Annotated in this window: 23 protein-coding genes, 2 tRNA genes and 1 pseudogene; 6 read left to right on the top strand and 20 right to left on the bottom strand. The window is 64.1% G+C overall.

Annotation, left to right across the window (positions count from 1 at the left end; all coding sequences use genetic code 11):
- Window positions 1-27: 27 nt before the first annotated feature.
- Window positions 28-1,338: a trigger factor gene (gene tig, locus B0E49_RS07785; RefSeq protein ID WP_077561626.1), complete on the bottom strand. Its 1,311-nt coding sequence runs from the start codon at window positions 1,336-1,338 to the stop codon at window positions 28-30.
- Window positions 1,339-1,371: 33 nt separating this feature from the next.
- Window positions 1,372-1,458: transfer RNA gene (locus tag B0E49_RS07780), tRNA-Leu, on the bottom strand.
- 149 nt (window positions 1,459-1,607) lie between these two features.
- Here B0E49_RS07780 and hpnC point away from each other — a divergent pair.
- The 3 genes from hpnC (at window position 1,608) to hpnE (ending at window position 4,771) form a co-directional block, all read left to right on the top strand.
- Entirely contained in the window at window positions 1,608-2,465 is an 858-nt protein-coding gene (gene hpnC, locus B0E49_RS07775; protein ID WP_077561625.1) for a squalene synthase HpnC, read from the top strand.
- 10 nt (window positions 2,466-2,475) lie between these two features.
- The gene (gene hpnD / locus B0E49_RS07770; RefSeq protein ID WP_077561624.1) at window positions 2,476-3,345 is read left to right on the top strand and encodes a presqualene diphosphate synthase HpnD; all 870 of its coding nucleotides are present in this window, start codon (window positions 2,476-2,478) and stop codon (window positions 3,343-3,345) included.
- Between the two features lie 88 nt (window positions 3,346-3,433).
- A complete protein-coding gene (hpnE, locus tag B0E49_RS07765) occupies window positions 3,434-4,771 on the top strand; it encodes a hydroxysqualene dehydroxylase HpnE (RefSeq protein WP_077561623.1) in 1,338 nt (445 codons plus the stop codon).
- A gap of 161 nt (window positions 4,772-4,932) precedes the next feature.
- On the opposite strand, the gene B0E49_RS07760 is transcribed toward hpnE, so the two are convergent.
- Window positions 4,933-5,646 carry an HAD family hydrolase gene (locus tag B0E49_RS07760; protein ID WP_077561622.1) on the bottom strand — a complete coding sequence of 238 codons (714 nt, stop codon included), beginning with the start codon at window positions 5,644-5,646 and terminating at the stop codon, window positions 4,933-4,935.
- An 18-nt stretch (window positions 5,647-5,664) separates the two neighbouring features.
- Here B0E49_RS07760 and hemH point away from each other — a divergent pair, with 18 nt between their 5' ends.
- A complete protein-coding gene (gene hemH, locus B0E49_RS07755) occupies window positions 5,665-6,768 on the top strand; it encodes a ferrochelatase (protein ID WP_077561621.1) in 1,104 nt (367 codons plus the stop codon).
- Between the two features lie 69 nt (window positions 6,769-6,837).
- Here hemH and B0E49_RS07750 read toward each other — a convergent pair whose 3' ends face one another.
- The 10 genes from B0E49_RS07750 to B0E49_RS07705 all read right to left on the bottom strand — a co-directional run bounded on the left by B0E49_RS07750 (window position 6,838) and on the right by B0E49_RS07705 (window position 16,423).
- Window positions 6,838-7,533, bottom strand: a complete 696-nt coding sequence (locus tag B0E49_RS07750) for a Crp/Fnr family transcriptional regulator (RefSeq protein WP_077561620.1) — start codon at window positions 7,531-7,533, stop codon at window positions 6,838-6,840.
- A 6-nt stretch (window positions 7,534-7,539) separates the two neighbouring features.
- The gene (locus B0E49_RS07745) at window positions 7,540-8,145 is read right to left on the bottom strand and encodes a hypothetical protein (RefSeq protein ID WP_077561690.1); all 606 of its coding nucleotides are present in this window, start codon (window positions 8,143-8,145) and stop codon (window positions 7,540-7,542) included.
- A gap of 133 nt (window positions 8,146-8,278) precedes the next feature.
- Window positions 8,279-8,779 carry a hypothetical protein gene (locus tag B0E49_RS07740; protein WP_144264482.1) on the bottom strand — a complete coding sequence of 167 codons (501 nt, stop codon included), beginning with the start codon at window positions 8,777-8,779 and terminating at the stop codon, window positions 8,279-8,281.
- 245 nt (window positions 8,780-9,024) lie between these two features.
- Window positions 9,025-9,891 carry an alpha/beta fold hydrolase gene (locus B0E49_RS07735; RefSeq protein ID WP_077561618.1) on the bottom strand — a complete coding sequence of 289 codons (867 nt, stop codon included), beginning with the start codon at window positions 9,889-9,891 and terminating at the stop codon, window positions 9,025-9,027.
- Window positions 9,888-10,976, bottom strand: coding sequence for a branched-chain amino acid ABC transporter permease (locus tag B0E49_RS07730; protein ID WP_077561617.1), 1,089 nt, complete (start codon window positions 10,974-10,976; stop codon window positions 9,888-9,890). The genes B0E49_RS07735 and B0E49_RS07730 overlap by 4 nt, the downstream gene beginning before the upstream one ends.
- 13 nt (window positions 10,977-10,989) lie before the next feature.
- Window positions 10,990-11,973: a branched-chain amino acid ABC transporter permease gene (locus B0E49_RS07725; RefSeq protein WP_077561616.1), complete on the bottom strand. Its 984-nt coding sequence runs from the start codon at window positions 11,971-11,973 to the stop codon at window positions 10,990-10,992.
- Window positions 11,970-12,695, bottom strand: a complete 726-nt coding sequence (locus B0E49_RS07720; protein WP_077561615.1) for an ABC transporter ATP-binding protein — start codon at window positions 12,693-12,695, stop codon at window positions 11,970-11,972. Before B0E49_RS07720 ends, B0E49_RS07725 begins: the two co-directional genes overlap by 4 nt.
- A complete protein-coding gene (locus B0E49_RS07715) occupies window positions 12,692-13,522 on the bottom strand; it encodes an ABC transporter ATP-binding protein (protein WP_077561614.1) in 831 nt (276 codons plus the stop codon). Before B0E49_RS07715 ends, B0E49_RS07720 begins: the two co-directional genes overlap by 4 nt.
- Window positions 13,523-13,533: 11 nt before the next feature.
- Entirely contained in the window at window positions 13,534-14,724 is a 1,191-nt protein-coding gene (locus B0E49_RS07710; RefSeq protein ID WP_077561613.1) for a substrate-binding domain-containing protein, read from the bottom strand.
- Between the two features lie 163 nt (window positions 14,725-14,887).
- Window positions 14,888-16,423, bottom strand: a complete 1,536-nt coding sequence (locus B0E49_RS07705) for a sigma-54 interaction domain-containing protein (protein WP_077561612.1) — start codon at window positions 16,421-16,423, stop codon at window positions 14,888-14,890.
- 71 nt (window positions 16,424-16,494) lie between these two features.
- Here B0E49_RS07705 and B0E49_RS07700 point away from each other — a divergent pair, with 71 nt between their 5' ends.
- Window positions 16,495-16,902, top strand: coding sequence for an RNA-binding S4 domain-containing protein (locus tag B0E49_RS07700; RefSeq protein ID WP_077561611.1), 408 nt, complete (start codon window positions 16,495-16,497; stop codon window positions 16,900-16,902).
- A 13-nt stretch (window positions 16,903-16,915) separates the two neighbouring features.
- Here B0E49_RS07700 and B0E49_RS07695 read toward each other — a convergent pair whose 3' ends face one another.
- Window positions 16,916-17,800: a transporter substrate-binding domain-containing protein gene (locus tag B0E49_RS07695; protein WP_077561689.1), complete on the bottom strand. Its 885-nt coding sequence runs from the start codon at window positions 17,798-17,800 to the stop codon at window positions 16,916-16,918.
- Between the two features lie 456 nt (window positions 17,801-18,256).
- Window positions 18,257-18,481, bottom strand: a pseudogene (locus tag B0E49_RS20090) (FAD:protein FMN transferase); the annotation flags it as partial.
- A 588-nt stretch (window positions 18,482-19,069) separates the two neighbouring features.
- Between B0E49_RS20090 and B0E49_RS07685 the strand changes: the two are divergent.
- Window positions 19,070-19,813, top strand: coding sequence for a helix-turn-helix domain-containing protein (locus B0E49_RS07685; RefSeq protein ID WP_144264481.1), 744 nt, complete (start codon window positions 19,070-19,072; stop codon window positions 19,811-19,813).
- A 426-nt stretch (window positions 19,814-20,239) separates the two neighbouring features.
- On the opposite strand, the gene B0E49_RS07680 is transcribed toward B0E49_RS07685, so the two are convergent.
- From B0E49_RS07680 to B0E49_RS07660, 5 genes are all read right to left on the bottom strand, one after another.
- Entirely contained in the window at window positions 20,240-21,100 is an 861-nt protein-coding gene (locus B0E49_RS07680) for a diguanylate cyclase domain-containing protein (protein ID WP_168175018.1), read from the bottom strand.
- A gap of 419 nt (window positions 21,101-21,519) precedes the next feature.
- Window positions 21,520-21,612 (bottom strand) — tRNA-Ser (locus B0E49_RS07675).
- 15 nt (window positions 21,613-21,627) lie between these two features.
- Window positions 21,628-22,914 (bottom strand): aspartate kinase, encoded by a 1,287-nt coding sequence (locus tag B0E49_RS07670; RefSeq protein ID WP_077561609.1) that lies wholly within the window; start codon window positions 22,912-22,914, stop codon window positions 21,628-21,630.
- Window positions 22,915-22,936: 22 nt separating this feature from the next.
- Window positions 22,937-23,887 carry a tRNA lysidine(34) synthetase TilS gene (tilS, locus tag B0E49_RS07665; RefSeq protein ID WP_077561608.1) on the bottom strand — a complete coding sequence of 317 codons (951 nt, stop codon included), beginning with the start codon at window positions 23,885-23,887 and terminating at the stop codon, window positions 22,937-22,939.
- A 23-nt stretch (window positions 23,888-23,910) separates the two neighbouring features.
- Window positions 23,911-24,888 (bottom strand): acetyl-CoA carboxylase carboxyltransferase subunit alpha, encoded by a 978-nt coding sequence (locus B0E49_RS07660; protein WP_077561607.1) that lies wholly within the window; start codon window positions 24,886-24,888, stop codon window positions 23,911-23,913.
- Window positions 24,889-24,910 lie beyond the last annotated feature (22 nt).

Here is a 24,910-nt window from a genome sequence, read left to right as displayed (position 1 = left end):
CAATTCACCGCCAGGCAGAAGGGTTGATCAGTTTTGCCCCATCAGCTCGTCGAACGAAACCGTCTTTTCGTTGATTTTGGCTTTGGCCAGCACAAACTCGGTCACGTTGTTTTCAATCACGATGGCCTCGACTTCGGCCAGGCGGCGGTTGTCGCCGTAGTACCAGCGCACCACGTCGGCCGGCTTTTCGTAGCTGGCGGCCAGCTCCTCGATATGCGCCTTGATCTGCTCGGGCTTGGCATGCAGCTCGTTGCCGCGCACCAGTTCGGCCACCACCAGCCCCAGGCGCACGCGGCGCTCGGCCTGCGGGCGGAACACATCGTCGGGGATCGGCGCCTTGTCGGCGTCCTTGATGCCGCGCTGCTTGAGGTCGGCGCGCGCGCCCTCCACCATGCGGTCCACCTCGGCCTGCACGCTGGAATTGGGCAGATCGAGTTCGGCCTTGGCGATCAGCGCGTCCATCACCGCCTGCTTGTTGCGCGCCTGCAGGCGGAACTTGACTTCGCGCTCCAGGTTTTTCCGGATGTCGGCGCGCAGGCCTTCGACCGTGGCGTCGGCAATGCCGAGCGACTTGGCCAGCGCATCGTTCACTTCGGGCAGATGGGCCGCTTCAATTTTCTTGACCGTGACCATGAAGTCCGCCGCCTTGCCGGCCACCTCCTTGCCCTGGTAATCCGCCGGGAACGCCAGCGGGAAGGTCTTGCTCTCCCCGGCCTTCATGCCGCGCACGGCGTCCTCGAATTCCTTGAGCATCTGGCCGTCACCGACCAGGAACTGGAAGTCCTCGGCCTTGCCGCCCTGGAAGGTTTCGCCGTCGATCTTGCCTTCGAAATCGACCGTGACGCGGTCGCCGTCCTGCGCCGCCGCATCCTGTGCGCGCTGCGCAAAGGTGCGGCGCTGCTTGCGCAGGATGTCCAGCGTCTTGTCGATGGCAGCGTCATTGACCTCGGCGGTGAGCTTGTCGATCTCGGCCGTGGTCAGGTCGGCGATCTTGACGTCGGGAAAGACTTCGAAGATGGCGTCAAACGTCAACTCGCCTTCGGGTGCGCCTTCTTTTTCGCTGATGCGGGGCTGGCCGGCCACGCGCAGCTTGGCTTCGTTGGCGGCATTGGCAAAGGCTTCGCCAACCTTGTCGTTCATCACCTCGTAATGCACCGAGTAGCCATAGCGCTGCGCCACCACGGTCATCGGCACCTTGCCGGGACGAAAGCCGTCCATCTTCACGGTGCGCGCCATGCGCTTGAGGCGCGCATCGACTTCGGACTGGATCACGCCAACGGGCAGCGTGAGCGTGATTTTGCGTTCCAGCTTTTCAAGGGTTTCAACGGTAACGGACATAGGGTTCTCCAAATATCAAAATCTCGGACTGTCTGGTGCGCGGGGGGGGACTCGAACCCCCACACCATTGCTGGCGTCAGGACCTAAACCTGGTGCGTCTACCAATTTCGCCACCCGCGCAGTCCCAAAAATAAAACGGACGGGCCGCGCGCCGACAGATGCCCCCGCCAGTCGCGCGACCGCCCGCGTGAAATCGGTCAACCTTCTATTTTAGACTGGAACCGGTGTCTGCCTGACCCGCAAACGGGTCGTCAGCGACAATCCCTGCCGTGAACCACCCCGCCGCTGCCGCCTCGCTGCCCCTGACGCACTACGAAAACTTCCCGGTCGCCTCGTGGTTGTGCCCGCCCCGTCTGCGCCCCGCCATCGCGGCGATCTACTGGTTCGCCCGCACGGCCGACGACATGGCCGACGAAGGCGATGCGCCAGCGCAGCAGCGGCTGGACGACCTGGCGCAGTACCGGGCCGATTTGGCCGCCGCAGCCAGCGGGCAAACCGTCTCCGCGCGCTGGCCCCAGGTGTTCGGGCCGCTGGGCGCGGCCATCCAGGACTTCAAGCTGTCCGTACCCCTGCTCGCCGACCTGCTGAGCGCCTTCGAGCAGGACGTGGCCAAGACCCGCGACCGGGCCGGCTACGTCGACCAGGGCGAGCTGTTCGACTACTGCCGCCGCTCGGCCAATCCGGTGGGCCGGCTGCTGCTGCATCTGTACGGTGTGCACGATGCAACAGCGCTCGCGCAAAGCGACTGCATCTGCACGGCGCTGCAGCTCATCAACTTCTGGCAGGACCTGGGGCAGGACGTGGCGCGCGGACGCTTCTATCTGCCGGCGCGCGACTGCGACGCGCACAGCGTCACGCATGAGGATCTGCTGGCCCTGCGTCACACCCGAAATGCTACAAACCTGATAGCTGCACACGTAGAGCTGGCAAGGGCTACCATGCTAAATGGCTCTCAATTGGTACACCGGGTGCCGGGCCGCGCGGGCTGGGAGCTGCGCCTGGTGGTGCAAGGCGGGCTGCGCATCCTGGGCAAGATCGAGGCGATGGGCTTCGCCACCCTGAGCGCGCGCCCCAGGCTCACCGCGTGGGACGTGCCCGTGATGCTGTGGCGCAGTCTGTGGATGTAACAATCACGCCATGACCCCAGAGCAGTACGTCCAGCAAAAAGCCGCCGCATCCGGCAGCAGCTTCTATTACGCCTTTCTCTTCCTGCCGAAGCCGCGGCGCGGCGCCATCACGGCGTTTTATGCGTTCTGCCGCGAGGTCGACGATGTGGTCGACAACATGGTGGACCCCGGTGTGGCGCGCACCAAGCTGGCCTGGTGGCAATCCGAGGTCGCCCAGTCGTTCGCGGGGCAGCCGACGCACCCGGTCATGCAGGCCCTGATGCCGGTGGTGGCCGACTACCAGATTGAACAGCGCCATCTGCAGGCCATCATCGAGGGCTGCCAGATGGACCTGGAGCAAACGCGCTACCTCGACTTCGCAGGCCTGCAAAGCTATTGCCACCTGGTCGCGGGCATTGTGGGCGAGGTATCGGCGCGCATCTTTGGCCAGACACAGGCGCAAACCACCGCCTACGCGCACAAGCTGGGGCTGGCGTTCCAGCTCACCAACATCATCCGCGACGTCGGAGAGGACGCGATGCGCGGGCGCATCTACCTGCCGGTGAGCGAATTGCAGCAGTTCGATGTGAAGGCGCACGAAATCCTCAAGCGCCCCAAACCGCTGGCGGGCAACGGCACGGACGAGTTCGCGGCGCGCTTCGCGGCACTCATGCGGTTCCAGACGCAACGCGCGCACGCGCTGTACGACGAAGCCTTTGCCCTGCTGCCGGCCGCCGACCGCCGCGCCCAGAAGCCGGGCCTGATGATGGCCAGCATCTACCAGACGCTGTTGCGCGAGATCGAGCGCGACAACTTCCCGGTGCTGCACCAGCGCATCAGCCTCACGCCGGTGCGCAAGCTCTGGCTGGCGTGGAAGGTGCAGGCGCTGGGACACGTCTGAATATGGCCCCCACGCTCGCCGCTTCGCGTGCTGCGCTGCCCCCCACGGGGGCCTTCGCGCCTTGGGGCGGCCCGGCGTCGCTCATGCCATGAAAGTCGCCATCATCGGCGGCGGCTGGGCCGGCATGGCAGCGGCGGTGACGGCCACGCGCGGCGGGCACCATGCTACGGTTTTCGAAGCATCTCGTGCACTGGGGGGGCGGGCCAGGGGCCTGAACGGCACGTTACCGAATGGAACTTCCGTCACGCTCGACAATGGCCAGCACATCCTGATCGGCGCCTACAGCGAAACCCTGCGCCTGATGCAACTGGTCGGCGTGGACCCCGACGTGGCGCTCGCGCGGCTGCCACTGGCTTTGCGCTTTCCCGACGGCAGCGGCCTGGCGCTGCGCCACGGGCCGGCGCCGTGGGATACGCTGGCCGGTATCGTATCGGCGCGCGGCTGGCGCTGGCGCGACAAGCTGGCGCTGCTGCGCAGCGCCATCGGCTGGCGGCTTGGCGGCTTCCAGTGCGCGCCGGGCGCCAGCGTGGCCCAGTTGTGCGCGGCGCTGACCCCGCGGCTGCAGGGCGAATTCATCGAGCCGCTGTGCGTGGCGGCCCTCAATACACCGGCAGAGCAAGCCAGCGGCCAGGTATTTTTGCGTGTGATCCAGGACAGCCTGTTCGCGGGCCGCGGCGGCTCCAACCTGCTGCTGCCCCGGGTGGATCTGGCGGCGCTGTTTCCCGATGCGGCGGCGCGCTGGCTGCAGGCGCATGGCGGCGAGGTCCGCATGGGCCAGCGCGTGCAGGCGCTGCGCTGCAACCCGGCGCCAGCCGGGCCGCCCGCCCTCGCCCGGTGGCACGTCAACGAACAAGCTTTCGACCGCGTGATGCTCGCGACTTCGGCATCCGATGCGGCTGCAGTCCTTGCTGCGTCTTCGGTAGTAGCTCCTGAAACCATAGCAGTTCAACTGCAGCGCTGGGCTGGCGTCGCGCGCGCCCTGCGCTTTGAAGCGATCACCACCGTGTATGCGCTGGCCACCACCAGCGCAAGTTCATCGGCCGGCTTGCTGCCCTGCCCCATGCTGGCCCTGCGCAGCAGCCCGGATCCGGCGCGCGCTGCCCCTGCGCAGTTCGTGTTCGACCGCGGCCAGCTCGGCGGCCCCGCGAACCTGCTGGCTTTTGTGGTCAGCACCAGCAACGGCAGCCGGGGCGACCTGCAGGCCCAGGTGGTGGCGCAGGCCTGCAGCCAGCTCGGCCTGCGGGTAGCGCCGATCCAGACCATCGTCGAAAAGCGCGCGACCTTCGCCTGCACGCCGGGCCTGCTGCGCCCGCCCCCGCAGATCGCGCCGGGCTTGCTGGCCTGCGGCGACTACATCGATGGCCCCTACCCCGCGACGCTGGAGGGCGCCACGCGCAGCGGCGTAGCGGCTGCGCAACTTCTGTAACGGCAGCGGCCTGGCCGCGGCGCAACTGCCTTGATGGCGGCAGCGTAGCGATCGCGACCGTGATGACTCATGACGGGTGCCCTACTCCCGTACGCGCCGAACTGATCGAAGGGCTTCGACGGGCTCAGCCCGAACGATTCGTGTCGTGAGCAATCAGAGCATCAACCACGTGATCCGGCGCCGCTTGACAACAGCGCGCACAGCGGACTCAAGCTGGCCAGCGTCAGTGGCGGCTCTCCGTCGTGCGGCCACGCGTGGCCCGCCCGGTTGATCCAGACCGCCTGCAGGCCCGCGTTGATCGCGCCCAGCGCATCGAGCGTCGCGTCGTCGCCTATGTGCAGCACGTCTTCAGGCCGCACCTGAACAGCGCGGGCGGCCGCGTGGAAGATGCGGGGGTCGGGCTTGCCCACGCCGAACTCGCGTGCGCTGAGGGTCGCGCGAAAGTGCTGCCCAATGCCCACCCGCTGCACGTCGGCGTTGCCATTGGACAGCGCTACCAGCGGAAAGCGGCTGCCGAGAAACGTCAGCGCCGCGAGCGCGTCATCGTAGAAATCGACCCGCTGGCGTTCGGCGAAAAAGACCTCGAACGCAGCGTCGGCCAGCGCCGGGGCATCGCCCGCGCGGTTCAGGGCGAGCCGGATGGATTCGCGGCGCAAGGCGCTCAGGTCATGCTGCAGATCGGGGCGCTGCGCCGTCATGCTTTCGCGGATCTCGCGCAGCGCCAGCGGACTCGCAAACAGCTCGGCCGTCTTCGGCGCGTGCTCCCCCAGCCAGTCGTGCAGCACTTGTTCGGCCCGCGCGATGGTAGGCCAGACCGGCCACAGGGTGTCGTCCAGATCCAGCGAGATGGCCTTGATTTTCCGGATGTCCAGCATAGTGCGGGAGAATACCGCATGACCTTCGCCTCCCCATTCACGCCCGAGCCGGCGCACACCCATGGACAAGCCCCCAGGACCGCCGTGCTGCTGTGCAACCTGGGCACCCCCGAGGCTCCCACGCCGGCGGCGCTGCGGGTTTATCTGGCCGAGTTTTTGAGCGACCACCGCGTGGTGGAAATTCCGAAACCGATCTGGTGGCTGATCCTGCACGGCATCATCCTGCGCACCCGGCCCAAAAAATCGGCGGCGAAATACGCCAGCATATGGCGCAAGGAGGGCTCGCCCCTGAAGGTCTGGACGGCCAGGCAGGCCACGCTGCTGCGCGGCTGGCTGGGCGAGCGCGGGCATCACGTCACGGTGCGCTACGCCATGCGTTATGGCCAGCCGTCGATCGCGTCCGAACTGGACGCCCTGAAGGCTGAGGGCGTGACGCGCGTGCTGATCCTGCCGGCCTACCCGCAGTACTCGGGCACCACCACGGCCAGCGTGTTCGATGCGGTGTACGCGTGGGCGCAAAAGACGCGCGCCATTCCCGAGCTGCGCTTTGTGAACCATTACCACGACGACGCGGGCTACACCAACGCGCTGGCGCGGCGCATCAAGGCCCACTGGCAGGACCACGGGCGGCCCGATCAGCTGGTCATGAGTTTTCATGGTGTGCCCGAGCGCACGCTGCAGCTGGGCGACCCGTACCACTGCGAATGCCGCAAGACGGGCCGGCTGCTGGCGGAAAAACTGGGCCTGCGCGCGGACCAGTACACGCTCACCTTCCAGTCACGCTTCGGCAAGGCCAAATGGTTGCAGCCCTACACCGAACCGACGCTGGTGGCGCTGGCGCGCTCCGGCACGAAGCGCGTGGACGTGGTTTGCCCCGGCTTCACCAGCGACTGCCTGGAAACGCTGGAAGAAATCAATCAGGAGGCGCGCAAGGCCTTCCTGCTGGCCGGCGGCCAGACGTTCCACTACATCCCGTGTCTGAACGACCAGCCCGAGTGGATCGGCGCGCTGTGCGACGTGGCGCAACAGCATATGGCGGGCTGGCCGACGCAGGCGGCGCCGGACGCCCAGTTACTGGCGGATTCGCGCGCGGCGGCACAGGCGCTGGGGGCCCGGCAGTAGACCGGAACAGACCTGGTTTACTACACCTTTAATGGTCAGCTTCCCCGCTCGTAGTCTCCTCGTCATGTCCTAGCGGCTACGCCGTCGTGCCGCGAGTTCAAGCCGATCCAAATCCAGCACCGTGATCATGCGGCCTTTCACCTTCACCAGCCCGGCGTCGGCCAACTCGCGCAAGATGCGCGAGAAGTGCTCGGGCGTCAAATTCAACTGCGACGCGATGGCTCCCTTGGCGGCCGGCAGCGTGATCACGCTCGGACCCGGCCCGCTCCCGTCGTGACGCAGCAGATAGGCGATGAAGCGCTCGGTGCCGCTGCCGATGGCCTGGCGGTCGAGCTCACGCACCAGGCTTTCAATGCGCTTGCTCAGGCCGGCGATCATGCGGCGTGCGAACTTCGGGTTGCGTTCAAGCTCGGCGAACACCGCATTTTTGGACAAGTGCAATAGCAGTGCGTCGGTAGCTGCCTGGGCTGCAACGAGCGTCGGCCGTTCGAGAAACATCACGGGTTCGCCGAAACTCTGCCCTGGCCCGACAATGCCCGAAAGGCGCTCGCCACGCGCCGGAGTACTCGCGATCAACCGGACCTCACCGTACACGACGACATACATCCCGGTGACAGGATCGCCCTTGTGAAACAGCGTCTCCCCGCGCTTCAATGACCGGCGTGTGATACCCGCTGTCAAGCGAACGAGCGTTGCGGCGTCCAGCTCCTTGAAGAGCGACAAGCGCGCCAGAAGAACTTCGGGTGCGATCTCCTTGCGGGCCATCCGATATCAATCCATGACCGTGATCAGCGCCGGGTCATTTGTGTGGTCGAGCAGGATCGTGCGCACCCAGCCTTGCCATGTTGCAGCGAAAGCCTGGCGCGTGGCGGCGTCGGCCCCCGGGTCCGAAGCTGCCTGCAGCTGGCTGGTCAATGCAGGCGGCCGGGGCACCGCGACAGGGTGGTGGGCCAACTCGACAGCCTGCCCGGTGTCCAGGCGCGTGAAGCGAAGCTCGCCCTGCATCGGAATACCAAAGCGCAGCAGGTCGCGCCGGCTGAAACGGCCGCCCAGGCCCTTGAAGCCGCCTTCGTTCGCGGCACCGGTGACCAGGCCGGCCACGCTGGCGATTACGCCGGCAACACCTTCGTCAATGCGCTGGCGCAGCTCGACCCGCAACTCGCCGCGGCGCGGTAACTCGTTGGGATACAGATGGGCCAGGGCGTTGAGGGTCATCAGGTAGGCCCCGGCCACCGTGGGACAAGAGTGCCCGGTCAGTTTGACCGCATCGAGGTAGCTGTACTCGATGACCCCATCAGACGCGGCGCCCAGGGTCTCAGCGAGCAGGTCCTGCATCACGATGCGCGGCACGGTGTCGAAGAACGCGGGTGTTTGCATGGCCTTCATTTTCACCACCCCGCCGCCAATGGCAGGCCAACCCGCTGCGCGCCCGCGCGCTGCCGCCGCAGTGCTTTGTGTTTGTGCGTCAGCGGCAAAGGAATGTCGTAGTTCATGGCTTGTTTTCTGTGATTCAGTGGACGTTGCGGATCGGCTTGAACCCGGGGTGGTCGAAGTGGCGGCCGTATTCATTCACGGCCAGGGCCACCTTGGCCATGCCCTGCGCGGGGCTCAGCTTGGGGTTCTTGCCGGCCATCGCGTCGGTGCCTTCGCCGAGGTCGGCGATCACCAGGTGCAGCATTGCATCGGCCTTTGGTTCGAGCTTGCAATTGCCAACGATGCTCCCAACCTCGACCTCGACCTGGGTCGCCAGTTCGCGGTACTGCGCGGCGCTGAGCTTGCCGGCGTGAGTGTCGCCCAAGCGCGGTTCGACCAGGCCTCGAATCCGATCCATGCCGTTGCGCAAGGCCTCGTCGGTGGCCCATCGATGACCCCGGTCCAGGCTCAGTTTGTGAGGACTTGCGGCGTCATGGGTATGCGCGGGCGTCTGTGCCAGCACGGGGCCGGCGAGCAAAGCCGCGAATGCAGTCGTGAGGAAAGCAGCGCTGAACCTGTGAAATAGCAACCTATCCATATCGATTTCCCGTGTGTTCATGGAGGCGCCCATCGCCTTCTTGCCAATATAAACGGGGGAGGCGAACGCCGGTTCAATGGAAAGTGGGCTTCCTTAGCAATTGTCAAGAAAACTCCGGATCAGACGCAAGTGCCGCGGGGTCGAACCCCACCTTCGTTCCGAAGACAAGCGATTCAGGCACGAAATACGCCTTTAGCCGGCGCAGACAAAGCCCATCTCGCTACCAGATCAATAGCAACCCAGGCTCAGCGTGCCGCGTCGATGAATGCTGCCACCCGGTTCAGTTGGTCGGGCACATTCAGCGCGGGCGCGTGGCCGCAACCAGGCACTTCCACGATTTGAGTCAAGCCGCGCAGCCCGGGGCCACGCTGCAGCATCGCGGCCGTCGTCTCGGGCAGCACCAGGTCGGAATGCGCACCGCGCAGGCACAGCACCGGGATGTCGATAGCGTCGTAGTGGCCCCAGATCAGGTAGTCGTTCGGGTGCTGGGTGAACTGCTGCACCATGGCGGGGTCGTAGTGCGGCGTGACGCGGCCATCGGGCAGGCGGCGCGTCGAGGTTTCGGTGAGCCGGCGCCACTGCGCATCGCTGAGCCAGCCGTAGGGCTTATAGACCTGCCGGAAGAAGGTTTCGAGTTCGCGCACGGTTTCGAAGGCCGGCGGACTGCCTGCGTAGGACTTGATGCGCTCAATCGCCGCGTCGGCAATCTGCGGCGCCGTGTCGTTCAGCACCAGGCTCTTGATGCAGCCCTTGAGCGCGGGCTCGAACAGGCCCGACGCGCACACCATGCCGATGGCGCCGCCCATCGACGTGCCGACCCAGTGCGCCTGGTGGATCTGGAGTTGCGCCAGCAGATCGGCGGCAATGCGGGCGTAGAACGCGAGGCAGTACTCGCCCTTGGGATCGGGGCTCCACTGGCTCAGGCCGCGGCCAATCGTGTCCGGGCAGATCACGCGGTAGCGGGCGCTCAGATGGGCGGCCAGCTCGTCCATGTCGCGTCCGGTACGCGCCAGTCCGTGCCAGGCGATCACGACCGGCGCCTGCGGGGCGCCCCATTCGGTGTAATGGATTTCGCGCCCGGCGCAGGTTAAGTAATTGGAGCTAAACGTCATGTCCTGATCCCCGCCTTTGCGACACCATGGCCCATGGCGCGCAAACGGCCCACCACACCGGCCGGGAAGTAATAGATCGACAGCACGAACAGGATGCCCAGCCACAAAAGCCAGCGGTCGGGCGACAGCAGCGTCGACAACCAGGGCAGGCTTGAGGCCGCCTCGCTGCCCAGCCTGAGCAGATCCTGCAAGTAGCTCTGCGCCACCAGAAACAGCGCAGCGCCCACCAGCGCGCCATAAATCGTGCCCATGCCGCCAATCACCACGATCAAGAGCACGTCGATCATGATTTCGAAGGACAGGGAGGTATCGGGCCCGTTGTAGCGCAGCCAGAGGGCCAACATGGCACCGGCCAGCGTGGCAAACAGCGCGGACAGGACGCTGGACGTGGTGCGGTACACCACCACGCGGTAGCCGATTGCCTCGGCGCGAAATTCGTTCTCGCGGATCGCCTGCAGCACGCGCCCGAACGGCGAGTTGACGATGCGCAGCAGTGCCAGCACCAGCACCACGGCCACCCCGAACAACAGGTAGTAGCTCAGCAAACGACCGTCGATCGAAACCCCGAGGAACGGCTCCTCCATGAACTCGAAGCTCGGCGACAGCAGCTCGGGCAGCTTGAAGGTCAGGCCGTCTTCGCCGCCAGTGAAGGCGGAGAGCTGCGACGCCAGCGTCAAAAAGGCCGAGGCCACGGCGAGCGTGATCATGGCGAAAAATATCGCCTTCACGCGCAGTGAGAACAGCCCCACGAGCAGCGCCAGCACAAACGACAGCGCCAGCGCGCCCACCAGCCCGACCGCCAGCGCCTGCCAGGTCGGGCCCAGCCGGCTGGCGGAAATTGCAATGCCGTAGGCACCGATACCGAAGAACATGGTGTGGGCAAAACTCACAATCCCGGTGTAGCCCAGCAACAGGTCGAAGCTGGCGACCAGCACCGTGAAAATCAGGACCTTGGCGGCCACGTTGAGGGCCTTGACACCCGGAAAAATGAAGGGTGCGAACGCCAGCGCCACCAGCAGCGCCACCAGCAGCACCGCGAGCACGCGGCTGCGCGGGAAATCATTGGAGAGAAGTCGGTTCAGCATGGCGGCCTCGGGGTCAACGGTTGGTGACCGGATAGACGCCCTGCGGGCGCCACAGCAAAATAGCCACCATCAATGCGATGTTGGAGAACAGCGCCACCTTCGGCACCAGGAAGCCGGTGTAGTTGGCCATCAGCCCGACCAGCAAGGCGCCGATCAGCGCACCGCCGGTAGAACCCAGGCCGCCGATGATGATGACAATGAAAATCAGGATGTTCACCTGCGAACCCATTTGCGGCACCACGCTTTGCTGGTACATGCCCCACATGACGCCGCCCAGTCCGGCCAGCGCGCTGCCCGCCACGAACACCCCGACAAACAGGCGCTTGATGCGATAGCCGAGCGACTCGACCATCTCGCGGTCCTGCACACCGGCGCGCACCAGCAGGCCGACCTTGGTGCGCCCGAGCACCCAGGCCAGCAGCGCGAACACCGCGACGCCCACCACCACCGCCAGAAGGCGGAATTTCTCGATGGCGGCATCGCCCACCAGCAGCGAGCCGCGCATGGCTTCGGGCAGCGGCAGCGGAATTTGCGCAGGGCCCCAGATGACCTTGATGAGTTCCTCGCCAATGATCATGCCGCCCATGGTGATCAGGATCTGCTTGAGGTGCTGGCCGTAAACGGGTTGCACGATGAAACGCTCGAACGCCAGCCCCACGGCACCCGCGACCGCCATCGCGATCAGCATGGCGGGCAGCACCGCCACCAGGTTGCGCCAGAGCTCGGGGGAGCCGGTCCAGTCGCTCATGGCGCCCAGCACGCTGGTCGCCACAAAGGCGCCGAGCGCGATGAACACGCCGTGCCCGAAGTTGAGCACGTCCATCAGGCCGAACACCAGCGTCAGCCCCGAGGCGATGATGAAAATGATCATGCCCATGGCCAGCCCCGCGACCGTGAGCGTGAGCCAGGTCGAGCCCGAACCGATCAGCGGCAGCATCAACACGGCCAGCAGCGGCACCAGCGCGAGCGGCTTCCAGTCGAAATCGAAATTTTTCATAATGCCAAGCCCAGCAAGGAGCGTTGCATGACCTTGTCTTCGGCCAGCGCCTGCATGGTGCCGCTGTGGACCACGCGCCCGTTGTCCATCACGGCGACGCTATCACCCAGCCGTATGGCGAAGTTAATGTTCTGCTCGACCAGCAAGATGGTCACGCCACTGGCCTTGAGCTGCGCGAAGGCATCGATCATGTTGTTGATGATGGCCGGCGCCAGGCCTTTGCTGGGCTCGTCCACGATCAGCAGCTCGCGCGGCTCGACGATGGCACGGGCCACTGCGAGCATCTGCTTTTGCCCGCCCGAAAGCTTGCCCGCCGGGTGATTCCAGAATTTTTCCACGGCGGGAAACAGCGAGAAAATCCAGGTCAAGCGCGCCTCGTCCATCTGGCTGGCCCGTTTGGCGCTGCGCGCCGCCAGCAGCATGTTTTCCTTCACCGTGAGATCGGAAAAAATGCCCATGGTCTCGGGCACATACGCAATATTGAGCGCGGCAATCTGCGGCGTCGCCAGCGTGGTGATGTCGCGCCCGGCAAAGGTGATGCGCCCCTGCGATGCCTGCCACAAACCCATGATGGTACGCAGCGTGGTGCTCTTGCCGGCGCCGTTGCGCCCCAGCAGCATGGTCAGCTGGCCGCGCGGCACCACCAGGTCCACGCCGTGCAGGATATGGTACGCGCCGATATGGGTGTGCACGCCCGCGAGGGTCAAAAGATTCGCGCTCATGGTGCAGATATCCTTCCCCCTTGAGGCGGAAGGCCGGGTTGGGGGGGAGCCACATCTTGCGCGGAAGCGCCTTGGGGGTTAACCCCCAAGTAAGCTTCCTGAACGATCGGTGAAGCTATCACTTCAGCCGGTTCGCCATCGGCCACCAGCGTGCCGTTGTGCAGCACGATGATGCGGTCGGCGAGTTCGCGCACCACGTCCATCTTGTGCTCCACCAGCAGGATCGTCTTGCTCTTGTCGAGCCGCAGCTGGCGAATCAGGTTCAGGATCACCGGCGCCTCATCGGCGCTCATGCCGGCCGTGGGCTCGTCGAACATGAACACGCTGGACTCCAGCGCCATCAGCAAGGCCACTTCCAGCTTGCGCTGGTCGCCATGCGGCAGGCCGGCCACCGGCATATGCTCCTTGTCGCTCATGGCGACCGCCTCCAGCACTTCCTCGGCGCGTCGGGTCAGCGCCTTGTGGTCGCTCCAGATGCTCCACAGGTTCAGTCCGTGATGATGCGGACCCGCGCGCGTGGCCTGCACGGCGAGCCGCACATTCTCCAGCACGGTCAGGTTCGGAAACAGGTTGGTCAGCTGGAACGCACGGCCCAGCCCGGCCCGCGTGCGCGCCGAGGCGTTCATGCCTGACAGGTCCTGCCCATCGAGCAGCACCGCGCCACTGGTCGCCTTGAGCTGGCCCGAGATCAGGTTGAAATAGGTAGTCTTGCCAGCGCCGTTGGGGCCGACGATGGCGGTCAGCGTGCCCGGTGCAAAGCTGCACGTGACATCGTTGACCGCGACGTGGCCACCAAAACGAATGGTGAGCCCGCGCGTTTCCAGCATCTGCTCGGGGCTTAGCGCTTGTTCAGGATCGGAATATCCATTTCGGCGGGCGTGATCTCGTGAACCAGCTCGGGCACACCCCAGGCAAACGCCGGATCGACCTTGATTTTGAAGTGGTACATCGACTGCATGGCCTGGTGGTCTTCCTTGCGGAAGGTCATCTTCCCCTTGGGCGTGTCAAAGCTCATGCCTTCCATGGTCTTGATCAGCGTATTGGTGTTGGTGTCACCGTTCGTCTTCCTGAGCGCCGTGACGATCGCCATGGCGGCCGAGAAGCCGCCGGCCGTGAAGAAGTCCGGCGGGCTCTTGAATTCCTTGTAGTGCATCGACACCAGCGCATCGTTGACCGGGTTCTTCGGGATACCGAAATAGTAGTAGGTCGCGCCTTCCATGCCGGGGAAGTTCTTGTAGGCGGCCATGGCCGGCAGGATGTTGCCGCCGGTGGCGATCTCGATGCCGTAACGCTTGAGATCCATATCGGCGATCTTGAACGGGTTACCGGCGCCGGCCCACACGATCCAGATCACCTTGCGGCCCGGCTTGTCCTTGAGCGCGTCGATCAGGCGCTGGGCCCCGGCGGTGAAGTCCGTGGTGTTCGCCGGCAGGTATTCCTCATGCACGATCTTCGCCTTGTGGATGGCGGCCTTGAACGCCTTCACACCGTCACGGCCAAAGGCATAGTCCTGCGCCAGCGTGGCGATGCTCACACCCGGCTTGTCCAGCGCCACGGCGTTGGAGATCGCGTCCTGCGAGCTGTTGCGGCCCGTGCGGAAGATGTATTTGTTCCACTTGTCGCCGGTGATTGAGTCGGCCACGGCGGGCTCGACCAGCAGGATCTTCTTGTATTCCTCCGCTACCGGCAGCATGGCCAGCGCCACGCCCGACGAGGTGGGGCCGACGGCCAGGTCGGCCTTGTCGTCCGAGTAGGCGGCAGCGAGCAGCGACTTGCCCAGATCCGGCTTGCCCTGGTCGTCCTTCTCGATCACGACGATTTTCTTGCCGGCCACCATCATGGTGCCGCCGGTCGCGTAATCCAGGCCCATCATGAAGCCGGTTTGCGTCTGCTTGCCATAAGCCTCGAGCGGGCCCGTCATGCTGTGGACGTGGGCAATGCGGATTTCCTTGGACTGGCTGAAGGCCGGTACGGATGCGAAAGTGGTAGCGGCCAGCGCGGTGAGCGCCACCATGGTGCGACGATGCATGAAGAAGTCTCCTTGTTTTATGCCAATAGATCCCGAGACATCATTGCACAGGTTGTGCCAAAACGTAATGCATTGATTTCCATAGGATTTTTAGAAACCCAGACTCCTATTGTCTAATTATCAGGCAATTATTTTGACTGTTTTACATACATATGTATTATTTTCAAACAATCAAACTCAAGCGATCATAAAGCGTTGCACGCGAGATGCCCAGCAGCCGCGCCGCTGCCAGCTTGTTGCCACCGCTGGCGGCCAGTGCGGCGCTGATCGCCCGCCGCTCCAGTTCCTCGATCTGCTGCGCCAGCGGGCGCAAAGGCAAGGCACCGTCTCCCGCCGCAGCCGCAGCCTCGTGTCCCGGCATTGGCTGCATCGCCGGCACGGGGGAAATCTTCTCGATGCCGGCCTCGCGCAACACCACCTCCAGCTGGGGCGCGTCGATACGCAGTGAATCGCTGCGCATGGCCGCCTGTTCCAGCACATTGCGCAACTCGCGGATGTTGCCACGCCAGGTTTGCGCGGACAGCAGCGCCAGCGCCTCGGGCGTCACCTCGGGCAGCGGCGCGCCGTTGCGCAGCGCGATGTCTTCGCCCAGTACCTCGACCAGCGCAGGAATGTCAGCGCGCCGCTCGCGCAGCGGCGGCACGCGAATGGGCAGCACATTGAGCCGGTAGTACAGGTCTTCACGGAACCTGCCCTCGCGCACCAGCGCCGCCAGATCGCACGAGGTGGCCGCAATCACGCGCGCGTCGAACGGCACCAGCTTGTTGGAGCCAAGCGGCTCGATCTCGCCCTCCTGCAAGGCGCGCAACAGCTTGGCCTGCAGGCTTTGCGGCATGTCGCCAATCTCGTCCAGAAACAGCGTGCCGCCGTCGGCCAGCTTGAACTTGCCGTCGCGCCCCTTGCGCTCGGCGCCGGTATAGGCACCCGGCGCCACACCAAAAAACTCGGCCTCGAGCAGGGTGTCCGGCACGGCCGCGATGTTGACACTGACCAGCGGACCGCGCGCGCGCGCCGAAGCAGCGTGCACCGCATGCGCCAGCAGCTCCTTGCCGGTGCCGGTCTCGCCCAGCAGCAGCACCGGGCTGGACGATTGGGCGGCACGCCGCGCCTGGCGCTTGACCTCCACGGCCGCCGGACTCGCGCCGACAAAATTGGCAAAGGTGTACTTGGACGGACGCTGGCCCGCGCCCTGGATCACGCGCTGGGTTGCCAGTTCGCGGCGCGCATCGTCCAGATCGCGCTGCATCCTGGCAAACTTGCTGATCAGCGGCTGGAGCGTGTTCTCGGGATGGTCGAACAGCACGATGCCGATGGCGCCAATGATCTCGTTGTCGTCGCCGCGCAGCGGAATGCGGCTCACCACGAAGGTGCCCGCGCGGTTGGTCAGCAGGTCGATCAGGTACGCCTCGCCGGTTTCCAGCACCTGGCGCATTTGCGTGTTGGGAATCACCTCCTCGACCATGTGACCGACAAACTGCTCCACCGACGAGAACCCGAGCGCCGGCAGAAAGCGCTTGTAGCCCTCGTTGACCCAGACGATGCGCCCCGTGCGGTCCACCAGGAACATGCCCTGGCTGATGCTGGAGAACAGATGAAACATCGAGCGCGCTGCGAGCGCCAAGATGCTGTCGGCGTCCTGCGGCAGTGCCGCCGTGGCGGCGTCCTCGCTGGCCTGCGGCCGGGTGTCGGTGTCTTCCATGCGCGGATGTTAGCGCCTCGATGGCGGGCACTTCGCGGCGCCGCCATTCGCCGGCCTTAATATGGCGGCCCATGAGTGAAAAACTACGACTCGACAAATGGCTCTGGGCCGCGCGTTTCTACAAGACGCGCTCGCTCGCCGCTGAGGAGGTCGGCAAGGGCCGCGTGCAGGTCAACGGGCAGGACGCCAAGCCGGCGCGCGAGCTCAAACTGGACGACACCATCGTCATGCGCCAGGGCCTGGTCACGCGCACCGTCGTGGTCCGGGGTTTGAGCGGCATGCGCGGGCCCGCGCCGGTGGCACAACAGATGTATGAAGAAACGGCCGAGAGCCTGCACCTACGCGCGCTGGCCGCCGAACAGCGCCGCTTTGCCGGCGAGCCCGCTCACAGCATCGAGCATGGGCGCCCCACCAAACGCGACCGGCGCGATATTCAAAAAGCCTGGAACAACCGCTGGAGCGCGTCCAGCGATTCATAAGGCGCCGCTGCGTCTACAGCGCAGGCTTGTCGCTTTGCGCGGTGAGGTTGTCGCGCAACTGCTGGCTCATCGGCAGGTTCAGGTTGATGTTCTTCGGCGGAATCGGCGACATGAACCACTTGTTGTAGAGCTTCTCGAACTCACCCGACTTCATCATCCCCGAAATCACGCCATCGACCAGCGTCTTGAAGGCGGGATCGTCCTTGCGCAGCATGCAGGCATAGGGCTCGACCTGCAGCGAGTCGCCCACGACTTCCAGCGAGGCCGGGTCCTTCGAATTTGCTCTCAGGCCAAACAGCAGCACGTCGTCCATGGCGAACGCCAGCGCACGGTCGTTTTCGACCAGCAAGAGCGAGTCATCATGGTCCTTGCCCAGAAGGATGTTCATCCCCAGGTTGTGGTCCGCGCTGTATTTGCGAAGCACCTGCACGTTGGTGGTGCCGGTCGTACTGGCCACCGTCTTGCCGGCCAGGTCGGCGTAGTTTTTAATGCCCGAGGATTTCTTCACCAGCAGCCGTGTGCCGGTGTAGAAGTGGTTGATGGCGAACGCCACGTCCTTGCCGCGCGCCGTGTTGTTGGTGGTGGAGCCGCACTCCAGGTCGATGGTGCCGTTGGCCAGCAGCGGGATGCGGTTTTGCGATGTCACCGGCATGTAGTCCACCTGCAGGTTCGGCTTGTTCAGCTTCGTCTTGACCGCTTTGACAATCGCCTCGGTCATGTCAACCGCGAACCCGACCGCCTTGGTCGATCCCGTCAGGTAGCTGAACGGCACCGACGATTCGCGGTAGGCCACGGTCATCTTGTTGCTCTCGGCAATCTTGCCCAGGGTATCGGCCGCGGCAGCTTGGGCAACGCCGGCCGCCAGCAGCAATGCGGTCATCAGCGCAGGTATTTTCATATTCATGGGGTTCCTTGCAGGATATGAAGGGAAGTGGGAGGATTCATTTTCAGTGAAACCCCGACACATGGCCTCGTGGTTTACCCAACCCAGACGCTGATTCGTCCGATGCCGCATCTGCACCTGGCTTGCAGCTACGGAATGACCGCAGCCAGGTACTCGTCAGCGGTGTGTTGCTGCTCGGGAGCCAAGCCGGCATAAAGCGGCCTGCATCGCGTTGAAGCGGTCCCGGGTTTCGTCGACCCCGAGACTGCGCAACCTACGCACGGATCTGGATGCCGTCTTCATGCGGCAGTGCGTGGGTCAGCGACAATGATCTTGAGGACTTCCTGCAGGAACCCTGTCAGCCATCGGCTGCAGTGAGTCGTGGGTATTCGCGTTGAGTCGCTGGCGACTCTGTGCACAGTCCGTGCCCGTCGTGATGACTCACTGCTGAACGGGTTGTTGAGCCGTCTTTCATGCAGCATCTTGCTGCATTGTGGAAGAGCCGAACCGCCCCAGACCCATCTCCACCGGCCCTTCGGGGCGACGCAGCAGAAACAGCGCTTCCAGCCCCATGCGCTGCGCCTTCGCCAGACCTTCGCCAGGGCCGGCCACCAGCAGGGCAGTCGCCCAGGCATCCGCGTGCATGGCGGTGCACGCCAGCACGGTGACCGAGGCGACGGCGTTGTTCACCGGCGCGGCGGGCGTCCAACGCCGCTGCACGTCGCCTGCCTACTTCGCCATGACTCCTGCTGTCTTTCTGGCGCGTGGTAATGTTGGCAAAGCCCTTTTCATTGAGCACCTGCAGCATGGCGCCCGACATGTCGAGCGCGGTGGTGACGTGCGCCACCTTTGACGCAATAGCGGTGGACAGCAGCCCAGTGCCGGCGCCGCCTTAAAACGGGGCTTGAACTTCTGACTCCGAAGAACCTGTTCTTGTCCTGACCTGTGCGATTGACGGTGCCTACCTGGGGCATGGAAGGTGGGCCAAGCGATTGGTGCCGCGACTTTGGCGCGTAAGTGCCTCGCGTACAACGAGCCACGTTTGAAAAAGCCGGGGCGGTGAATTAATGCAGCATGGCCGCGGTTGGTAACGTCAAGGCCAAAGCGTTTACACTGCATAAAACGGGGTTTGCCACGAGGGAGTCGGTTGCCCATATAGTGTTCCGCAACTCCTCCGGGTGAATGGCAATGCACAGCGACCATCAAGAAAAGTCTCCGTCCCACGCTAACGTCGAGTCTCCCGTTGTCCCCGGGGGCATTTTGCCCCGTCAGGCCGGGCCCGGAATGACGCCAGCCGTGTCGCCAACCTCGGGGAACTCTGGCCACCACCTGCGCGAGTATTCCCTGCCCAGCCGCATCGGTGACGACGACATTGCACGACTGGAAAGCCTGGCAGTGCACCGGCGCAAGGTCAGGTCTGCGCAAACGCTCTACCACGAGGGAGAACCCTTCGTCTTTGTTTATCTTGTGCGCAGCGGCACGTTGAAGTCCAGCTTGGCGATGGCGGACGGTGGCGAGCGGGTGAACGGCTTCTACATGGCGGGTGAGCTTACCGGGCTGGACGCGGTAGCCTATGGCCGCCATGCCAGCAGCGCCACGGCCTTGGAGGACACCGAGGTTTCGGCCATTCCTTACGCGCAACTCGCACTGGCGACCGGCAACACCGACATGCAGGGCCTCATCGCCCGTCTGATGAGCCGCGAGATTGTGCGCGAGCACAGTCACGCGCTGCTATCGCAGTTGAGGGCCGAGGGGCGGCTGGCGGCCTTCCTGTTGAACCTGTCGCGACGCCTGAACGCCCGTGGCTACTCACTCAGCGAATTTCACCTGCGAATGACGCGCGCTGACATCGGCAGTTACCTGGGTGGTATGTCGTTGGAAACCGTCAGCCGGACGTTTTCAATTTTCCAGCAACAACGCCTGCTTGAAGTAAATGCACGACATATTCACATCATCGACAGGGACGCTCTGACGCGCGTCTTTGAGACCCATGCGTATGATGACGCCTGGCGAAAACCAGAGCGGTGAGTTCCGGCTAACGCCGCACAAGCGGATGCAGCGTCAGGGTTCAGCGGCGATGTCGATGAACGTCTTTCCGGGATTTTCTTCGGTCACCACCTGGTCTTTGCACACCTGCATCGGTGGGTGGCTGCGATGAAATTCGACTGACAAGCTCAGGGGCGGATGAGCTTCCAGTTTGCGCCCAGAGCCGAAGTTCGATTTTCTACAAGGCGGCCGTTCGTGGTTCAACAAAAACGAGCACTTTCGTGACGCCTCCAGTCTGCTGCAGAAAAACAAGCATGATGGTCCTTTAGGCCGTTTTGAAGCCGTGGGGGGCCACCTCATGTTCACGCAACCAGTCACGACTATTGACCCTTTACAGAGAGACGTGATGAGCCCGCCGCAATTCGGGAGCAGCGCTGGTTCCCGAATTGAGGCCCGCGCGCATGCGCTTCAAGCGGCAATGGTTACGCGATTCTTGCCCGAACGCTTGGCTGTGAGCATGGCCCGGTCAGCCTGCTCGATGAGCGTCTCCAAATCACCGGACTCCCGAGCGAAGGCAGTACCGATACTGCAGCCGATACCGTTACCGATGCCGCGAACGCCTTCGACAATACGGTGGGCTACACCTTCAGAAATCTCATGTACTTGATTTTCTGGCCCACGAATGCAGACGACGAACTCGTCTCCGCCCAGTCTCCCGACAACGTCATCGGGCCGCACGCAGCCACGGATTACCTCTGCAACGGACTTCAAAACTCGGTCGCCTTCGTCGTGACCGAGCCAGTCGTTGACCTGCTTGAAACCGTCCAGGTCTATAAACAGAAGCGCAACGCACCAACCTTGCGCAGGGGCATCGGCAGCATGTTGCTGAGCACGTTCCATGAACAGGCCCCGAGCAGGAAGCGCCGTGAGTGCATCGTGTCGAGCAGCGCGCAGCACCTCTGTCGCCAGGACTACCTTGCTTCGTGTGTCGTGGAGCGCCTTGCCAAGCTCCGTGACCTCCCGGATGGCGCTTGGGGCCGTCTCCGCATTGGAACCCCTTGCGTGCGCCATGGCGACTGCACTGAACTGCTGGGCGATTGCTCTTGCCAGGAACTGCGAGGCACCAATGCTGACCCCTGCGCAGACCACGCCGGCACAGAGTATCAGCAGCATGGAGAGCCGCGCCTGCAACACAAGCTCCGCAACAGGCTGACCAACAGCCACGTGCCATTGCGTGCCGGGAATCGGTGCAATGCTGACAGCCACGCGCGTACCTTCCTTGGTAAATGCATCGAACTGGCCGCGACCGGCGCGGATGCCTTCGACCATCGACGGATGCGCTGGCTGGCCTCTGGGGTGGCGTGGCATCTACTTTGACGCTCTCCGTCGCCATGGCTTCGTCGCTGCTGAGCCACTGGGCCACCTGAAAGATGTCTACGCAACGCTTTGCGCCCACTGTCTTCACTTTGAAGGGCAATGCATCACGTGCAATCAGGTTCGAAATTGCCCTGTCTGACCTGCCCAACACCTTGGCAAGGTCATCGACGTCCAACACCATCTGACCAGAGAACTGGTGCTGCAGGTGTGCAAGGACGACCGGAAAATCCATTGCCTGGAGTCCAGATTTACTGGGGGCGAAAAAAACCACCAATAAACCACTGGAAAGTGGGTTCTGGTGGGTTTCTTTGGGTATCATCAAAAACCTATTTGCGGTTTACATCGCTCGTAAGTTATTGATTTATAAGGTCTGGCGGAAACGGAGGGATTCGAACCCTCGATGAGGCTCTACACCCCATACTCCCTTAGCAGGGGAGCACCTTCGGCCACTCGGTCACGTTTCCAGTTCGCAAATTATCTCATGATTGGGCGGGTTTTCCGTTGCCGGGCTGATCCAGGTCGAAGGTCTTGTGCAGCGCGCGCACGGCCAGCTCCATGTACTTCTCATCGATCACCACCGAGGTTTTGATCTCCGAGGTGGAAATCATCTGGATGTTGATGCCTTCCTCGGACAGACAGCGAAACATCTGGCTGGCGATGCCGACGTGGCTGCGCATGCCGATACCGACGATGGAGACCTTGCAGATCTTGGGGTCGCCCTTGATTTCCTGCGCGCCCAGGCCCGGCAGCACCTTGTCCTTGAGCAGGTCGACGGCCCTGGCGAATTCGCTGCGATTCACGGTGAAGCTGAAGTCGGTCTTGCCGTCCTTGCTGATGTTCTGGATGATGACGTCAACCTCGATGTTGGCGTCGGCCACGGCGCCCAGGATCTGGTAGGCGATGCCGGGTTTGTCGGGAACGCCGAGCACGGATATTTTGGCTTCTTCGCGGCTGAACGCGATGCCGGACACGATGGCTTGTTCCATTTGTTCGTCTTCCTCAAAGGTGATCAGGGTGCCGGACTTGGCCTCCTCATTGATGTCTATGTCCCACGGGGTGAAACTGGAGAGCACGCGCAGCGGCACCTTGTACTTGCCGGCAAACTCCACCGAGCGAATCTGCAGCACCTTGGAGCCCAGGCTGGCCATTTCCAGCATTTCCTCGAAGCTCACGGTCTGCAGGCGGCGCGCCTCGGGCACCACGCGCGGGTCGGTGGTGTAGACGCCATCCACGTCGGTGTAGATCAGGCACTCGTGGGCCTTCATGGCGGCAGCCACGGCCACGGCCGAGGTGTCGCTGCCGCCCCGGCCCAGTGTGGTGATGTGGCCCTGATCGTCAATGCCCTGGAAGCCGGTCACGATGACTACCCTGCCCGCATCCAGGTCGGCGCGCACGCGCGCGTCGTCGATGGATTCGATGCGCGCCTTGGTGTAGGCGCTGTCGGTGCGGATCGGCACCTGCCAGCCGGCGTAGCTGACCGACTCCATGCCCTCGGTCTGCAGCGCAATGGCCAGCAGCGCGCTGGAGGCCTGCTCGCCGGTGGCGGCCAGCATGTCGAGTTCGCGGCTGTAGGCGCCGGTGGGCTTGGCCGGCGCCAATTCTTTTGCCAGCCCGAGCAGGCGATTCGTCTCGCCGCTCATGGCGCTGGGCACCACCACCATCTGGTGGCCTGCGCGCGCCCATTTGGCCACGCGTTTGGCCACGTTGCGGATGCGCTCGGTGGAGCCCATCGACGTGCCGCCGTATTTGTGAACGATCAATGCCATTGGAATTTTTTCAGAGCAAAACCTAGGGATTGTACCAATCGAGGGCCGCTCCTTTGCGCTGCACAAATCCGGTCCCCACCTTGATGCGGATCTGATGCCCGCGCGTAGTGCAGGCCGCGATCTGGTCCAGCAATTCGTGCAGCTGCGCGCTGCTGGCCGCGGCGTTGTAGGTGGTTTTGAGCCAGTGCCGCAGCACGTTGGCCTGGCGCGCGCGCGATAGCGTTTGAAGCGCGCGAATGGCCGGTGGATTACCCACCTCGATCAAGTCTTGCGCCGCCACCTCCTGCAGCAGCGCCTGCGCCTGCGCCGCATGCGCCGCGCTGCGCGCAAAGGTCTCGCGGAACTGCGGGAAGGCCGCGTCGAGCGCGGGCAGCAGGCGCGCGCGGATGCGGTTGCGCGTGAATTGCTCGTTGGCGTTGCTCGGGTCATCAATGAAGGCCACGCCACGCTCGCGCAGCCAGGCGCGAATCTCCGGGGCAGGCACGCCCAGCAACGGGCGGTGGTAGGTGATGCCGTCGCGGTCCCAGCGCGCGGGCATCGCACTCAGGCCCGGCAGACCCGCGCCGCGTGTGAGTGCCAGCAGCAGCGTCTCGATCTGGTCGTCGGCGTGCTGCGCAATTGCTATGTTAGTAATAGCATACCGCCCCCACTCCTCAAGGGCTACGGCCCTGAAAGCCTCATAACGTGCAGTGCGCGCGGCGTCTTCCGGACTTTGCCCTGGCGCGTGACGCGCGTGCACGCGCCGCACCACCAGCGGCACCCCGAGTCGTGCGCAAAACGCGATGCAGTGCTGCTCGAATTCATCCGCCGCCGCCTGCAGACCATGGTGAATGTGCAGCGCCCTCACCTGCCCCGGCCACTTTTCGGCGCAGGCCAGCAGCAAGGCGGTGGAGTCGGCCCCGCCGCTGTAGGCCACGCCCAGCGGCAGGCCGGGCGAGAAGGCCTGCATGGCGTCCAGCAACCGGGTGTTCATGATTTGCTCATGAACGGCAGTGGCTATTTGCTGTCGGCTTTGGTGTCGGTGTAGCGGCCATAGCTTTGCAGCCGGTCGTAGCGCCGGTCCAGCAATTCCTTGACCTTGAGGTCGCTCACCTGGCGGAAGGCATCGCCCAGGGCGCGCCTCAGAAACGCAGCCATCTGCTTGGGGTCGCGGTGCGCGCCGCCCACGGGCTCGTTGACGATTTTGTCGATCAGCCCCAGCGCCTTGAGCCGGTGTGCCGTGATGCCCAGCGCATCGGCCGCCACCTGCGCCTGGCTGGAGCTTTTCCAGAGGATGGAGGCGCAGCCCTCGGGGCTGATCACCGAATAGATCGAGTATTGCAGCATCACCACCTGGTCGCCCACCGAGATCGCCAGCGCGCCGCCGGAGCCGCCCTCGCCGATGATGGTGGTGATGATCGGCACCTCGAGTTGGGCCATCTCGAAGATGTTGCGGCCGATGGCCTCCGACTGGCCGCGCTCTTCGGCGTCGATGCCGGGAAAGGCGCCGGGCGTGTCGACAAAGGTGAACACCGGCAGTTTGAACTTCTCGGCCGTCTTCATCAGGCGCAGCGCCTTGCGGTAACCCTCGGGCTTGCTCATGCCGAAGTTGCGCAGGCCGCGCTCCTTGGTGTCGCGCCCCTTTTGCTGGCCCAGCACCATGCAGGCCGTGCCGTTGAAACGCGCCAGGCCGCCGACGATGGACAGGTCGTCCGAGAAGTGGCGGTCGCCATGCAGCTCGATGAAATCCGTGAAGATCTCGCGCACATAGTCCAGCGTGTAGGGCCGCTCGGGGTGACGCGCGATTTTCGTGATCTGCCAGGGCGTCAGGTCCGAGTAGATGTCTTTCGTGAGTTGCTGGCTCTTTTTGCTCAGCTGGTCGATCTCTTCCGAGATATCGACGGCCGACTCGGTCTGCACGTAGCGCAGCTCTTCAATTTTGGTCTCGAGCTCGGCAATCGGGTGCTCGAAGTCGAGGAATGTTTTTTTGCCCAACGATGGTTCTCCTTGTTTTCCG

The organism is Polaromonas sp. C04 (genome assembly GCF_002002705.1).
GTDB lineage: Bacteria > Pseudomonadota > Gammaproteobacteria > Burkholderiales > Burkholderiaceae_C > Rhodoferax_A.
The sequence above is the reverse complement of the archived record's forward strand: the minus strand, read 5'-3'. Positions and strand labels throughout refer to the sequence as shown.

What these genes read in the sequence shown, in the direction of transcription:
- B0E49_RS07750 (WP_077561620.1), bottom strand. Translation starts at nt 7,533, where the DNA reads ATGGCCCGCAAGGAGATCGCACCCGAAGTTCTTCTGGCGCGCTTGTCG.
- B0E49_RS07680 (WP_168175018.1), bottom strand. Translation starts at nt 21,100, where the DNA reads ATGGTCGAAGGCATCCGCGCCGGTCGCGGCCAGTTCGATGCATTTACC.
- hpnE (WP_077561623.1), top strand. Translation starts at nt 3,434, where the DNA reads ATGAAAGTCGCCATCATCGGCGGCGGCTGGGCCGGCATGGCAGCGGCG.
- B0E49_RS07735 (WP_077561618.1), bottom strand. Translation starts at nt 9,891, where the DNA reads ATGACGTTTAGCTCCAATTACTTAACCTGCGCCGGGCGCGAAATCCAT.
- B0E49_RS07730 (WP_077561617.1), bottom strand. Translation starts at nt 10,976, where the DNA reads ATGCTGAACCGACTTCTCTCCAATGATTTCCCGCGCAGCCGCGTGCTC.
- B0E49_RS07720 (WP_077561615.1), bottom strand. Translation starts at nt 12,695, where the DNA reads ATGAGCGCGAATCTTTTGACCCTCGCGGGCGTGCACACCCATATCGGC.
- tilS (WP_077561608.1), bottom strand. Translation starts at nt 23,887, where the DNA reads ATGAACACCCGGTTGCTGGACGCCATGCAGGCCTTCTCGCCCGGCCTG.
- B0E49_RS07705 (WP_077561612.1), bottom strand. Translation starts at nt 16,423, where the DNA reads ATGGAAGACACCGACACCCGGCCGCAGGCCAGCGAGGACGCCGCCACG.
- B0E49_RS07760 (WP_077561622.1), bottom strand. Translation starts at nt 5,646, where the DNA reads ATGCTGGACATCCGGAAAATCAAGGCCATCTCGCTGGATCTGGACGAC.
- B0E49_RS07745 (WP_077561690.1), bottom strand. Translation starts at nt 8,145, where the DNA reads ATGCAAACACCCGCGTTCTTCGACACCGTGCCGCGCATCGTGATGCAG.
- tig (WP_077561626.1), bottom strand. Translation starts at nt 1,338, where the DNA reads ATGTCCGTTACCGTTGAAACCCTTGAAAAGCTGGAACGCAAAATCACG.
- B0E49_RS07670 (WP_077561609.1), bottom strand. Translation starts at nt 22,914, where the DNA reads ATGGCATTGATCGTTCACAAATACGGCGGCACGTCGATGGGCTCCACC.
- B0E49_RS07695 (WP_077561689.1), bottom strand. Translation starts at nt 17,800, where the DNA reads ATGAAAATACCTGCGCTGATGACCGCATTGCTGCTGGCGGCCGGCGTT.
- B0E49_RS07710 (WP_077561613.1), bottom strand. Translation starts at nt 14,724, where the DNA reads ATGCATCGTCGCACCATGGTGGCGCTCACCGCGCTGGCCGCTACCACT.
- B0E49_RS07685 (WP_144264481.1), top strand. Translation starts at nt 19,070, where the DNA reads ATGACGCCAGCCGTGTCGCCAACCTCGGGGAACTCTGGCCACCACCTG.
- hemH (WP_077561621.1), top strand. Translation starts at nt 5,665, where the DNA reads ATGACCTTCGCCTCCCCATTCACGCCCGAGCCGGCGCACACCCATGGA.
- B0E49_RS07740 (WP_144264482.1), bottom strand. Translation starts at nt 8,779, where the DNA reads ATGGATAGGTTGCTATTTCACAGGTTCAGCGCTGCTTTCCTCACGACT.
- B0E49_RS07715 (WP_077561614.1), bottom strand. Translation starts at nt 13,522, where the DNA reads ATGCTGGAAACGCGCGGGCTCACCATTCGTTTTGGTGGCCACGTCGCG.
- B0E49_RS07700 (WP_077561611.1), top strand. Translation starts at nt 16,495, where the DNA reads ATGAGTGAAAAACTACGACTCGACAAATGGCTCTGGGCCGCGCGTTTC.
- hpnD (WP_077561624.1), top strand. Translation starts at nt 2,476, where the DNA reads ATGACCCCAGAGCAGTACGTCCAGCAAAAAGCCGCCGCATCCGGCAGC.
- B0E49_RS07725 (WP_077561616.1), bottom strand. Translation starts at nt 11,973, where the DNA reads ATGAAAAATTTCGATTTCGACTGGAAGCCGCTCGCGCTGGTGCCGCTG.